Annotated in this window: 16 protein-coding genes and 1 other annotated feature; all 16 genes read left to right on the top strand. The window is 25.1% G+C overall.

Annotation, left to right across the window (positions count from 1 at the left end; translation table 11 throughout):
• The 16 genes from ACAG39_02875 to ACAG39_02800 all read left to right on the top strand — a co-directional run bounded on the left by ACAG39_02875 (position 1) and on the right by ACAG39_02800 (position 12,756).
• Entirely contained in the window at positions 1–1,302 is a 1,302-nt protein-coding gene (locus ACAG39_02875) for a hypothetical protein (GenBank protein ID MEZ0536178.1), read from the top strand.
• A 4-nt stretch (positions 1,303–1,306) separates the two neighbouring features.
• Positions 1,307–1,567, top strand: coding sequence for an EscU/YscU/HrcU family type III secretion system export apparatus switch protein (locus ACAG39_02870; GenBank protein MEZ0536177.1), 261 nt, complete (start codon positions 1,307–1,309; stop codon positions 1,565–1,567).
• A 15-nt stretch (positions 1,568–1,582) separates the two neighbouring features.
• On the top strand, positions 1,583–1,948 hold the full coding sequence (locus tag ACAG39_02865) for a YraN family protein (GenBank protein ID MEZ0536176.1): 366 nt from the start codon (positions 1,583–1,585) through the stop codon (positions 1,946–1,948).
• A 52-nt stretch (positions 1,949–2,000) separates the two neighbouring features.
• Positions 2,001–2,124: a sequence feature (ribosomal protein L20 leader region), on the top strand.
• Positions 2,125–2,174: 50 nt separating this feature from the next.
• Positions 2,175–2,669 (top strand): translation initiation factor IF-3, encoded by a 495-nt coding sequence (gene infC / locus ACAG39_02860; protein ID MEZ0536175.1) that lies wholly within the window; start codon positions 2,175–2,177, stop codon positions 2,667–2,669.
• Between the two features lie 22 nt (positions 2,670–2,691).
• A complete protein-coding gene (gene rpmI / locus ACAG39_02855; protein MEZ0536174.1) occupies positions 2,692–2,889 on the top strand; it encodes a 50S ribosomal protein L35 in 198 nt (65 codons plus the stop codon).
• A 26-nt stretch (positions 2,890–2,915) separates the two neighbouring features.
• Complete coding sequence (rplT, locus tag ACAG39_02850; protein MEZ0536173.1) at positions 2,916–3,263, top strand: 50S ribosomal protein L20; 348 nt, start codon at positions 2,916–2,918, stop codon at positions 3,261–3,263.
• 23 nt (positions 3,264–3,286) lie between these two features.
• The gene (locus tag ACAG39_02845) at positions 3,287–4,081 is read left to right on the top strand and encodes a TrmH family RNA methyltransferase (GenBank protein MEZ0536172.1); all 795 of its coding nucleotides are present in this window, start codon (positions 3,287–3,289) and stop codon (positions 4,079–4,081) included.
• Positions 4,082–4,144: 63 nt separating this feature from the next.
• Complete coding sequence (locus ACAG39_02840) at positions 4,145–4,402, top strand: IreB family regulatory phosphoprotein (protein MEZ0536171.1); 258 nt, start codon at positions 4,145–4,147, stop codon at positions 4,400–4,402.
• A complete protein-coding gene (locus tag ACAG39_02835; protein MEZ0536170.1) occupies positions 4,347–6,005 on the top strand; it encodes a hypothetical protein in 1,659 nt (552 codons plus the stop codon). The genes ACAG39_02840 and ACAG39_02835 overlap by 56 nt, the downstream gene beginning before the upstream one ends.
• Positions 5,998–6,948 carry an aldo/keto reductase gene (locus ACAG39_02830; GenBank protein MEZ0536169.1) on the top strand — a complete coding sequence of 317 codons (951 nt, stop codon included), beginning with the start codon at positions 5,998–6,000 and terminating at the stop codon, positions 6,946–6,948. Before ACAG39_02835 ends, ACAG39_02830 begins: the two co-directional genes overlap by 8 nt.
• A 15-nt stretch (positions 6,949–6,963) precedes the next feature.
• Complete coding sequence (ruvX, locus tag ACAG39_02825) at positions 6,964–7,380, top strand: Holliday junction resolvase RuvX (protein MEZ0536168.1); 417 nt, start codon at positions 6,964–6,966, stop codon at positions 7,378–7,380.
• A gap of 15 nt (positions 7,381–7,395) precedes the next feature.
• Positions 7,396–8,535 carry a glycosyltransferase gene (locus ACAG39_02820; GenBank protein MEZ0536167.1) on the top strand — a complete coding sequence of 380 codons (1,140 nt, stop codon included), beginning with the start codon at positions 7,396–7,398 and terminating at the stop codon, positions 8,533–8,535.
• A 123-nt stretch (positions 8,536–8,658) separates the two neighbouring features.
• Complete coding sequence (locus ACAG39_02815) at positions 8,659–9,546, top strand: ComEC/Rec2 family competence protein (protein MEZ0536166.1); 888 nt, start codon at positions 8,659–8,661, stop codon at positions 9,544–9,546.
• Positions 9,547–9,548: 2 nt separating this feature from the next.
• Positions 9,549–10,322: a lipopolysaccharide biosynthesis protein gene (locus ACAG39_02810; GenBank protein ID MEZ0536165.1), complete on the top strand. Its 774-nt coding sequence runs from the start codon at positions 9,549–9,551 to the stop codon at positions 10,320–10,322.
• 12 nt (positions 10,323–10,334) lie between these two features.
• Positions 10,335–11,435, top strand: a complete 1,101-nt coding sequence (locus tag ACAG39_02805; protein MEZ0536164.1) for a DegT/DnrJ/EryC1/StrS family aminotransferase — start codon at positions 10,335–10,337, stop codon at positions 11,433–11,435.
• A gap of 1 nt (position 11,436) precedes the next feature.
• Positions 11,437–12,756: a nucleotide sugar dehydrogenase gene (locus ACAG39_02800; protein ID MEZ0536163.1), complete on the top strand. Its 1,320-nt coding sequence runs from the start codon at positions 11,437–11,439 to the stop codon at positions 12,754–12,756.
• Positions 12,757–12,764 lie beyond the last annotated feature (8 nt).

Genomic DNA, 12,764 nt, shown 5'->3' with positions numbered 1-12,764 from the left:
TTGGATAATATAAATTCTAATGAAATAATTTTTAATAATATAAGTAAAATATTATTTAATATAATTGACAATACTTTTGAAAATAAAACTAGTTTAATTAATGGTAAAATACTAACTATAAATAAAGATCAATTAACAATATCAACTAATGGACAAGTAATAACAGCACTAAATACTTCTGATTTGAATTTTGAAGAAGGGCAAGATATTTTGTTGAAATTAGTTGATATAAGGGATGGGAAATATATTTATAAGGTATTAAGACAAGAACTTTCAATAAATAGTAAGGTAAACAAAGGCGATATTAAGATAATTAATAATAATTTAACAAAGATAGATATTCCCAAAATATATTTCAATAATGATATTTTTGAAACAATTGATAGTCATGATTTAATAGAAGTATTTATAAAAAATAATAATAATACAATATCTATGTTTTTTGATAATAATCTTGTAGAACAAATAAAATATAATCTACCTTTTGACTATCAAGGACCAGCTTTATTAAAATTTGATAATGAAATTGTTAGTATCATTTTTAATAGTAATGATAGCCAACAGAAAATAATAAATTTATTTAAAAATGTTAATGTGGAAATAAAAAATAATATTGATATGTATACTGCTTATGGATTAGTAATTGACAAAAAACCAATAATAAAAGAAGAATTTATTAACGAAAAGAATAAGTTTTTAAAATATATAAAAAATATAGACTTTGAGAATGATGAAAATAAATCTTTGCTACATTTGTTGAGTAGATTGAAAAATAATAGTGAAATTAAAAGCCTAAGTGATGTTTTTTTATTGTATAAAATAAAAGATGAGAAAATAAAAACATTATTTATAAAAGATGAAAGGAACGATGTCTTAGAAAATAATATTGAAAAAGGATTTATAATTACAAAAGATAACTACAATTATTATATTCTTAATAATCAGAATATAGTTGAGAGGTACAATGGCAATATTAATTTAGTAATTAAAGAAAACAATAAAAAAAGGGATTATGCTAAAATTGAGTCAATAGCTGTAATGGTTAATACCGATAATCTTGGGAAAGTATCCTTTTATGTTAAAAAGATGAATAATAGACATTATAATGTATTATTTTTATTAGAAAACTTCGAAATTTACAATTATTTTAATTATAATAAAAATATATTGTTAGAAATGTTAAGATCAAATAACAAAGAAATTAGAATTGAATATAGAATCTCAAAGAATTGTATTTCTAATCTTGTTATTGGAATGATGATTGATAATAATGAAATATCAAAAATAGATTTAAAGGTATAAAAGCATGAATAAGAAATTTAAAGCAGTTGCACTTAGATATAAAAGTGGAGAATATGCACCTAAGGTAATTGCAAAAGGCCAAGGATATACAGCCAATAGAATAATTGAAGAATCTAAGAAATATAACATAAAAACATATCAAGATCCACAGTTGACTGAACAGTTATACAAATTAGACATTAATCAGTTTATACCAGAAGACTTGTTTGAAACTGTTGCTCAGATATTAATCTATATTGGTTATCTTGATAACAAAAAGAATTAGTAGAGGTGCAATATTTTGTATAATAAAAGAAAAATTGGTTATAATGGAGAAACAATTGCTTGCAATTACTTATTAAAAAAAAATTACAAAATCATAGACCGAAATTTTAGATGTCCTATTGGCGAAATAGATATAATATGTGAAAAGGATAATACATATATTTTTATTGAAGTAAAAACAAGAAAAAACCTAAAATATGGATTACCGGCAGAATCAGTAAATTATTATAAACGACAAAAAATAATTAATATAGCAAAATGGTATTTAGTTAAAAACAAATTAACAGATAAAATGTGCAGATTTGATATTATAGAGATATATTTTGAAAATAAAGATTATAAGATAAATCATATTATTAATGCATGGATAGAAGGACAATAAAAAACTTGACAAAACTAATTATATTGTGCTATCCTATCAATGTTAATATTTATAAATGAAGTAGAAGTCTATCGCTTCTCACCTTATCAAGCATATCTTGATGGGTTAATATTTCGGATTTATTATTAAGAACCGAAGTGGGTAGACTATGCTTCTATCCACTTTTTTTATATTTATTAATTATTTTATTATTTGGAGGTGAATAGATATAAATAACAAAGAATTATTGATTAATGAACAGATTAAAGATAAAGAAGTAAGGGTTATAGATGAAAATGGAGCTCAGTTAGGTATTATGAATATCAAAGATGCTCTGAAAGCTGCTGAGGAAAGGAAGCTTGATTTAGTTAAGATTGCTCCACAAGCAGTTCCGCCTGTATGTAAAATTATGGATTATGGCAAATACAAATTTGAGCTATCAAAAAAAGAAAAGGAAGCTCGTAAAAATCAAAGAATTATTAATGTAAAAGAAATAAGGCTGACTACCACAATTGAAGATCATGATTTTAATGTTAAAGCTAAGAATGCAATAAAATTTCTTCAAGACGGAGATAAGGTAAAGGTTACAATAAGGTTTAGAGGTAGAGAAGTACAACATGCTGAACTTGGTGAAGAACTTCTTGAAAAGTTTGCTAAACTTATAGAAAACCATGGAACTATTGAAAAGAAACCCAAGCTCGAAGGTAAAAATATGAGTATGATAATTATACCAAAACAATAATTTTCTTAAGGAGGAAGCTATTATGCCAAAAATGAAAACACATAGAGGGACAGCTAAGAGAATAAAAATAAGCGGAAGCGGAAAATATCTTAGAAAAAAAGCTGGTAAAAGCCATTTATTAAGTAGTAAAACTCGAAAAAGAAAAAGAAATCTTAAAAAGACTGCAGTTGTAAATAGTGTTAGTCAAAACGCTATGAAAAAGTTATTACCATATATGTAAACAAATTTTAGAATGGAGGAGTCACAATGAGAATTAAAAACGGAGTTAGATCAAGAAAAAGACATAAAAAATATCTTAAATTAGCGAAAGGCTATTTTGGAGCAAAGAGTAAGATCTTTAAACAAGCACATATTGCTGTTATGAGATCTTTAAGATATGCTTATATTGGTAGAAGGCTTAAAAAGAGAGATTTCAGAAAATTATGGATTACAAGAATTAATGCTGCTGCAAGACAAAATGGTTTATCATATAGCAAATTTATGAATGGCTTAAAAAAGGCTGGAATAAGTCTTAATAGAAAAGTATTAGCTGATATGGCTGTTAATGATCCAAAAGGTTTTGCAGAATTAGTTGAAATTGCAAAAAAGTCCTAATAATTTAAATTAGGAAGATATTTATGGAGATAATTAAAAGTAAAGATAATATTCTTATAAAAGAAATAAAAAAGCTTGAAATTAAAAAATATAGAGACCAAAAGAGAAGTTTTATTGCCGAAGGGGAAAAACTTCTCTTTGAAGCTCTTATGCATAAAAAAGATTTTATATCTCATGTTTTGTTTTCTGAAAGTGCAGTAGAAAATTATTCTGAAATTTACAATAGATTATTATCTGATAAGGATAAGAAATTTGAAGTTATTTTAATTAGTGATAATATATCTGATTATATTAGTGATACAATAAGTTCACAAGGTATTTTTACTATTATTAACTATATTGATGTTGATATAGAACTTCTGAAAAAATCAAATAATATAGTTATATTAAACAATTTACAGGATCCTGGGAATCTTGGTACAATATTAAGAACTTGTAGTGCTTTTGGATTCTCAAATATTCTATCAACAAAAGGAAGTGTTGATATTTATAATTCAAAAGTGATAAGGTCTTCGATGGGATCCATTTTTCATTTATCAATTGTAAGATCAATTGATTCAGAAAGAGCAATAGACTTTTTGAAAAGTAACAATATAAAGATAGTTGTAACAAAACCCCAAGGAGGATTATCTTTAGATAGTATTAATCTAAAAGATAGTTTTGCTTTAATAATTGGTAATGAATCTAATGGAATAGATGAAAATTTTGAAAAAAGTGCTGATTTAATATTGACAATCAAAATGAAAGGTAATACAGAATCTTTAAATGCTTCTGTTGCAACTTCAATAGTTTTATATGAATTAAGTAAAAATATTTAAAGCCTTCATTCACTTGTGATAAAATTGTGAATGAGGGCTTAAAAATTAATGAGGTGATATATCATGGATGATAAAACTCAAAAATTTCCAATTGATAAAGATTTAGAAAAAAAAGTAGTTGAGATTCTTTCGGAAGTTTATAGTGCTTTAAAGGAAAAGGGATATAATCCTATAGCTCAACTTGTTGGCTACATTATATCTGGTGATCCTACCTATATAACAAATCATAAAAATGCTCGATCAATTATAAGGAGAATTGAAAGAGATGAAATACTTGAAGAAATTATTAAGTATTATATTAATAATAATATTGAACAGTAGCATTGTAACTTTTGCTAATAATAGTTACTTTTATAAGAATGATATTATAATTTTTAACTATATTGATAATGAAAAAATAGCTGATATACCTTCTAATTTTAAAAAAGAAGGTATTAATTTTTCAATTGTTTCCTTTAATTATAATGGACTTAAAAAAAATGATCAGATTCTAAATGGAATTCTATATATGGATAATAAAAAATTAAACACAGAAATATTGAATATTGTTGCAGAAGAAAAATTATACTTTTTAAAACATTTAGAAAGCCAATATAAAAAAATCAATTATACAACAAAAATAAATAGTAATATAAATAAAAATGAAACCACATTGTTAATTATAAAAAATTATGATTTTAATTCTTTAATGAATTTAGTAGCTAATATTTCTTATAACAACACAATTTATATTATAAATTATAATGAAGCTTACAATTTAGGCTATTTAATTGGTTTTGAAAAAAATAAAGGATTTTTTACTTACTATTCGAAGGATACTAAACGGCAAGGATTGATAGTCAAAAAAAATATCTTTTCAATTTTGAATAGAGAAAATACAGTAATTGTAAAGGAAATAACTAAAAATAATTTAAATAATTTAACAAGGTTTTATTTAAATTTAAAGAAGACTAATAAAAATCAAATTATATTTTTTTTACCAAGCATTATCATACAAGGCTTGTTTGCTATTATAATGTTACTATTATTAATAATAAAAAAAGTAAATCAGACCCAATTAAATAAATTTATATTATTGTTTTCTATTAATTCAATAACATATCAATTATTAACTCCACTTATGGTATTAAGCTCAAAAGCAGATTCATTAAAATTATCAATAATTTATTTGCTTCAATTTACATTATTTATAGCTTTATTTGAAAAAGTAAATCTTCGTATAAGTGTATTATCATCAGGAATATTTATTGCATTGTTTATAATATCTCAATCAGTATTTTTTCAAAACAAACTTCAATTATTATCATTTCTTGGATACCATCCATCATATGGTAATAGATTTTATGGTATTGGAAATGAGTTATTTTCATTTTTTTTAATTGCGATAACATTTATAGTCTTATCATATAAAAAGAATGCTACTAATATATATCTATTTTTTTTATTTATAGTTGGATTAATTTCAGTAATACCATATTATTTTATTAATTTTGGGATGTTTCTATCAATATTATTAACTCTAATTATATATTTTCTATTTAACTATAAAACTAAAAAAATTATGGTTTTAATTGGAAGTTTAGCAAGTATTGCTATAATCACATTAATAATAAAATTAAATTCATATTTATATAATGTTTTCGTATCAGAAAAAATACTTTTTGAAACAATATTTCGGAAATTATATATGAATATTTCATATTTCTATAAGTATCCAGTTTTAATTTTAATACCTTTAATATTTATTTTAATCTATTTTATTATACAAAAATATAAAATAAACAATAAAATAATTAATATATATATAGTTCTATCAATATTTGCATTTTTACTAAATGATTCTGGTGCAATTATCTTAACTTTTTTAACAATTGGATTAGTATGTATGCTATTTTTTATCAAGATGGAGGAAATAAATGGATAAGGTTAAGTTTGGTAATACAGATCTGTTAGTAAGTAGATTGTGTTTTGGGACATTAACTATGGGCCCTTTACAGAAAAAGTTAAAAATATCTGAAGGTGCTAAATTACTTTCTTATGCATATGAAAAAGGAATAAACTTTATAGATACTGCTGAACTTTATAATACATATCCATATATTAAAGAGTCAATTAATATATCTGGGTTTAGACCTATAATTTGTACAAAATCTTATGCCTATGATAAAAAAACAGCTAAATTTAGCCTTGAAAAAGCATTAAATGAAATGAATATTGATTATATTGATATTTTTTTGCTTCATGAACAAGAAAGTGATTTAACAATTAAAGGACATTATGAAGCAATTGAATATTTTTTAAAAGCAAAACAGGAAGGTTTTATAAAGCATTTTGGAATATCAACACACTTTGTTAGTGGAGTATTAGCTGCACTCAAATACAAAGAGATTGAAGTTATTCACCCTATATTTAATTTTAAAGGTATTGGTATAGTAGATGGAGATATAAAATCAATGTATGATGCTATAAAGTTAGCTTATAATAATGGGAAAGGCATTTTTGCTATGAAGGCATTGGGCGGTGGTAATTTATTAAAAGATTATCATGAGGCATTGAGTTTTATTTTATCTTGTAAAGAAATACATTCTGTTGCTATTGGCATGCAAGATTTTTCTGAGATAGATATGAATATAGAGGTATTCAATAATGGAGTGAAAAATATAAACCAAGAAAAATTAAATAGTATAATAAAAAATAAAAAACTTCACATAGAAGAATGGTGTTCTTTATGTGGAGAATGTGTAAAGCATTGTCATCAAAATGCTCTAATAATAGAAAACAATAAATTGAAGATAGAATACGATAAATGCTTAACTTGTGGTTACTGCAGTACTTATTGCAAGAACATGGCTATTAAAATTATATAAATGAGGGATTAAAGTATGAGAAAACTATGCTTAGATATTGGTGAAAGAAGGATTGGTGTTGCATTATCTGATCCAATGAATATTATTGCAACAGGTGTCAAGACAATTGATCTTAAAAAAGAAGATTTGTTTAAAGAGATAGATGAATTATTTAAAAAGTTTGAGATAGATCAAGTCATAATTGGATACCCATTCAACAAAACTAATATTGACATAAAAAATAAAAGGCAATTAGTAATTGATGATATTGCTTTAAAAATTAGTGAATTATATAATGTTAAAGTGGTAAAGTGGGATGAAAGATTTTCAACAAAAGCTGTTGAAAGAGTATTAATAGAGGATTCCCAAAAATGGCAAAAACGAAAAGATGTTGTTGATAAATTGGCAGCACAATACATTCTTCAAGGTTATTTAGATAGCATCAACAAGTAGTTTTAGGAGGATATTATGAAAATTTGTGTTATTAGCGGAATTGCACCATCTTCACAAAATCCAATGGCAGGTATTTTCATTTTAAATAGGGTATATGAATACAAAAAAGAAAATGATGTAAACTTTATTGTTCCTAAATCTTGTTTATCTAATAATAAACAAAATAGCTATATATTCAATAATGTTAAAATAACATATTTATCTTATTTAAAGCTATTTCATGATCCTAATATTGTAAATAAATATTTTTTTACAAAGTGTATAAAAAAATATATAAAGAATAATAGACCTGATGTTATTGTATCCCATAATCTTACTTTAGGCCATTATATACTAAAACTTGTCAAAAGATATAATATAAAAGTTATACAGTTTTATCATGGAAGTGAAATTCACACATTAGCATTAAAAAATAAAACCTTTAGAAAAATGGCTAAAGATCTTTTAGAAAATGTTGATGGTAATTTTTTTGTAAGCAATGATTTATTATTAAAAGCTAAGAATATAACAAATAAAATAAATAATTATTTTATTTCTAACAATGGGATAAATACTGAAATATTCAGGAGTTATTCAAAGGAAGATTTGGCGTTAATTAATTCTATAATAAACAAAGAAAATAAATATACTTTTGGATTTATTGGGCACTTTAAATATATAAAAGGATTTGATATGATTCCAAGCATAATTGATGAACTAAGTAAGTTAATAGATATTTCAAAAATAAAATTAATTATTATTGGTAAAGGAGAATTAAAAGATAAAGTTATAGATAATCTAAAAAATAAAAATATCGATTTTTCGGTGTTCGATGCAATGAAACAAAGTGAACTAGCTAAATATCTTAATTGTATTGATACAGTTATTATGCCAAGTAGAAATGAAGGGTTTCCTTGCCTTATAAGAGAAGCATTAGCATGTGGATGCCATATTTTAGCATCTGACGTAGGAGGAATAAAAGAAGCAGCTTTTTCTGAAAAATCAAAGATTATTAGTTTTGATAATGATTTTATAAAGAATTTTTCAAAAGCTATGGCATTTAACTTTAACCAAAATAAAAAGAACATATCGCTAAACGAAGAAATTATAAAGCAATTCTCATGGCAAAATATAGCAAGGAACGAATTAAAAATTATTAAGGATTTGTTGGAATAATACATTTAATAATATTGAATTAATACATATATAGAGTTATAATTTTGATTGAGTTATGTATACAGGGAATCAGCTTTAAGCTTTGTTGATTCCTATTATTTTTTATTAAATTAGGTGATATTATTGAAAATAATAAAAAATCTGATCCTAATATTAGTTTTAATATCCATTTTATTTTTTTTGGCTTCTTGTGATTTAGAAAATTTTGATTACAATTTATTGTCATCAGATATAAGAAATAATACTCTATCATTTGCTTTTTTAGATGTAGGTCAAGGTGATTCCATAATAATTAAGACACCTAATAATAACTTTATATTGATTGATTCTGGTCCTAGGTCTTCATTAGATAAATTTAAAAAATATCTTAAATTACTTAATATTGACAAATTTTATGCTGTATTTGCTACACATCCACACGAAGACCACATTGGGAATATGGATTATGTAATGAATAATTATACCATAAAAAATTTTTATTCATCCAATAGTTACACAAATACTGATACATTTATGGATATGCTTAATAGTCTAAAGAGAAAAAACCTTAAGATAAAAGCCTTGTGGGCTGGGGATAAAATTACCATTGATGATATTGAATTTGAGATACTTTCACCATCGAAAAAATATGAAGAGTTAAATAATATGAGTTTGGTAATTAAAGTTAGCTATAAAGGAAATTCAGTGTTACTTATGGGAGATGCAATGAATGAGGCTGAAAAAGATATTATTAAGAACGGTTATAATCTTAAATCTGATATAATAAAGATTGGTCATCATGGTAGTTATTCATCAAGTAGTTTTCAATTTCTTAAGTTAGTAAATCCTAAATATGCTATAATTTCTGCCGCTAAAAATAATGAATATGGTCATCCTCATAAGGTAACATTGAATAAATTAAAAAAATTAAAAATAAAAACATATATAACAAAAGACGATGGAACTATTATTGCTAATATAACTGATAAAGTTGAAATAACAACTTTGAATATTTTAACAAGGAGAGATTAACTATGAATATTTTATCAAAAAAGAACATTCAACTAATATGTTTAATAACTGTTTTATTCTTTGTTTTATCAGTTGTAGTAGTTTTATTTACTACAAAAACACTTTGGACTGCAGAAGAAAATATAAAAATTGATAACAGCCTTTTAAATCCATTAAGTCAAGTAAATAACCTGTCACCCGTTTCTAATATGATTCAAGGAATATATTCAAATCTAACAAACATTGAAATAAATAAGGAATATCTTGAGATGGTAGCATTAAATTCTCCATTTATTGATTATGTAAAAAAGTATTATGGTGAAGATGAAAGATTAGGAATTACTGTAGATTTAAAAGCAAGCAAAAATGGCATTTTTTATTTAATATTAAAATCTACTGCTCCTACCAAAGATGATTCCTTGAAAATGCTATCAAAATATGAAACTATGTTAAAAACTCAAATTTCTACTGAATTAATATCAAAATCAAAGACTGGCCAGAAAATGCTTATGCAATTAAAAAATCAAATACAAACAAATATAAATGAAAAAAATAAAGATGTAAGCAATGAAATGTTAGCATCACTTTATATTTTAGAATGGTACTCTGATAATTTTAATAATTTGATAGATATAAATAAAGCTATTGGGACATATGGTGAAATTAAAAATTATGAGTCAGTTGGAAGTAAATTTGAAAAAGCAATAAGGATAGTTGCAGGCACTTTTGCTGGATTATTTATTGGTGTGTTAGCTGTTCTTATTAGAGAAAGAAATAATATAATAAAGAGTATTTAGGAGTGATATAAGTTGATAAGTTTAATTGATTTAAAAAGACAATATTTAAGTATAAAAGATGAGATAAATAAAGCAGTAATAGAAACTTTGGAAAGTGGGAACTATATTTTAGGAGAAACAGTTGAAAAATTTGAAAAAGACATCTGCAATTATTTAGGGGTAAATTATGCTATTGGTGTTGCAAATGGAACTGATGCACTTGTTATTTCATTAAAAGCATTAGGAATTGGCCCCCAGGATGAGGTTATAACAACTCCTTGGACTTTTTTTGCCACTGCTGAAGCAATTGTTCAAGTAGGAGCAAAACCTGTTTTTGTTGATGTTGATAAAGATACATATAATATCGATGTAAACCAAATTGAAAGTAAGATTACAAAAAATACAAAAGCTATATTGCCTGTTCATATTTTTGGACAGCCAGCAGATATGGATCCTATAAATGATTTAGCCAAAAAATATAATTTGTTTGTTATTGAAGATGCATGTCAAGCATTTGGAAGTGAATATAAAAATAGAAAGATAGGAACATTAGGTGATATTGCTTGTTTTTCGTTTTTCCCAACTAAGAATTTAGGTGGCTTTGGAGATGGAGGGATTATAGTTACAAACAAACAAGAAATTGCTGAAAAGGTTAGATTACTTAGGCAACATGGAATGAAAAAAAAGTATTACAATGAGATAATTGGTTTTAATAGTAGATTAGATGCCATACAAGCAGCAATGTTAGATGTTAAATTGAAATATATTGATAATTGGAATAAAGCAAGAAGAAGAATTGCAAATGCTTATAAACAAAATATTTCATTGGATAAAATTATTTTACCTTATGAAAAAAATGGCTTAAAACATATATACCATTTATTTGTATTGCAATATGAAAATAGAGAACTTATTATGAAATATTTAAATGAAAATAATATTTCTACTGGAGTTTACTATCCTGTACCATTACATTTAACAAAGGCGTTGGAATATTTAGGATATAAAAAAGGGGATTTTCCAATTGCCGAAATGCTAAGCACAAAAACATTTGCTATTCCAATGTTTCCTGAGCTTAATGAAAATGAGATAAACTATATTATATCAAAAATAAATATGTTTGGAGGTAAATAACATGAATGAAATTGCAAAAAAATTATTAGAAAAATTTGAGAAAAGAGAAGCAGTTATAGGTGTTGTTGGACTAGGCTATGTTGGCCTTCCTTTAGCTGTGGAAAAAGCAAAAGCAGGTTATAAAGTTATTGGATTTGATATTCAACAAAGAAGAGTTGATATGGTAAACAATGGTGAAAACTACATTGGTGATGTTGTTGATAAGGAACTAAAAGAACTTGTTCAAAACGGAAAATTAGTTGCTACAATTGATTATAGTCAAATAAAAGATGTTGATGCTGTAGCAATATGTGTTCCAACTCCTCTTGATAAATATCAACAGCCAGATATTTCTTATGTAGTTAATTCTTCAAGAGAAATTGCTAAATATCTTCATTCAGGAATGTTAATTGTTCTTGAATCAACTACTTATCCTGGAACAACAGAAGAAATAGTAATGCCTATATTGGAAGAAACAGGTCTAAAATGTGGCACTGATTTCTTTTTAGCATTTTCACCAGAAAGAGTTGACCCTGGTAATAAACACTACAATACAAAGAATACTCCAAAAGTTGTTGGCGGAGTTACGCCAGAATGTACAATAATTGCTGCAAGGTTGTACGAGAATGTATTGGATAGTGAAGTTTTCAAGGTTAGTAGCCCAAAAGTAGCTGAAATGGAAAAAATTCTTGAAAATACATTTAGAAATATCAATATAGCTTTGGTAAATGAGATGGCAATACTTTGCGAAAGAATGAAGATAGATGTTTGGGAAGTTATTGAAGCGGCAAAAACAAAGCCATATGGTTTTATGGCATTCTATCCTGGTCCGGGTCTTGGTGGGCACTGTATTCCAATAGATCCTTTTTATCTTACTTGGAAAGCAAGAGAATATGATTATCATACAAGGTTGATAGAAATTGCAGGTGAAATTAACAATTTTATGCCAGAATATGTTGTTGATAGAGTGATGAAAATACTTAATAAATTTAAAAAACCATTAAATGGTTCAAAAATATTGATATTGGGTGTAGCATATAAAAATGATATTGATGATTTAAGAGAATCACCAGCTTTAAAAGTAATTGAGAATTTTGAAAAAGAGAATGCTGAAATAATTTATAATGACCCATATATACCTACATTTACACATAAAGGTAAAACATATTCATCTGTTGATTTAAACGAAGATTTATTAAAATCAGCTGATATTGTTGTAATAACAACAAATCATTCAAATTATGATTATGAAACAATTGTTAAGAATGCTAAGCTTGTATTTGATACGAGGAATGCAACTAAGGATTTATTTAAAATGTATGAAAATGTATATAAACTTTAATTATGGAG

This window comes from Caldicellulosiruptoraceae bacterium PP1, assembly GCA_041320695.1.
GTDB lineage: Bacteria > Bacillota > Thermoanaerobacteria > Caldicellulosiruptorales > Caldicellulosiruptoraceae > JBGGOQ01.
Note: the sequence above shows the minus strand (reverse complement) of the source record. Positions and strands in the feature narration are given on the sequence as shown.

Bases quoted from the DNA above. Each gene is read 5' to 3' on its own strand.
- ACAG39_02810 (MEZ0536165.1), top strand. From the start codon at position 9,549: ATGAATATTTTATCAAAAAAGAACATTCAACTAATATGTTTAATAACT.
- ACAG39_02845 (MEZ0536172.1), top strand. From the start codon at position 3,287: ATGGAGATAATTAAAAGTAAAGATAATATTCTTATAAAAGAAATAAAA.
- ACAG39_02840 (MEZ0536171.1), top strand. From the start codon at position 4,145: ATGGATGATAAAACTCAAAAATTTCCAATTGATAAAGATTTAGAAAAA.
- ACAG39_02870 (MEZ0536177.1), top strand. From the start codon at position 1,307: ATGAATAAGAAATTTAAAGCAGTTGCACTTAGATATAAAAGTGGAGAA.
- ACAG39_02800 (MEZ0536163.1), top strand. From the start codon at position 11,437: ATGAATGAAATTGCAAAAAAATTATTAGAAAAATTTGAGAAAAGAGAA.
- rplT (MEZ0536173.1), top strand. From the start codon at position 2,916: ATGAGAATTAAAAACGGAGTTAGATCAAGAAAAAGACATAAAAAATAT.
- rpmI (MEZ0536174.1), top strand. From the start codon at position 2,692: ATGCCAAAAATGAAAACACATAGAGGGACAGCTAAGAGAATAAAAATA.
- ACAG39_02830 (MEZ0536169.1), top strand. From the start codon at position 5,998: ATGGATAAGGTTAAGTTTGGTAATACAGATCTGTTAGTAAGTAGATTG.
- ruvX (MEZ0536168.1), top strand. From the start codon at position 6,964: ATGAGAAAACTATGCTTAGATATTGGTGAAAGAAGGATTGGTGTTGCA.
- ACAG39_02835 (MEZ0536170.1), top strand. From the start codon at position 4,347: ATGAAATACTTGAAGAAATTATTAAGTATTATATTAATAATAATATTG.
- ACAG39_02820 (MEZ0536167.1), top strand. From the start codon at position 7,396: ATGAAAATTTGTGTTATTAGCGGAATTGCACCATCTTCACAAAATCCA.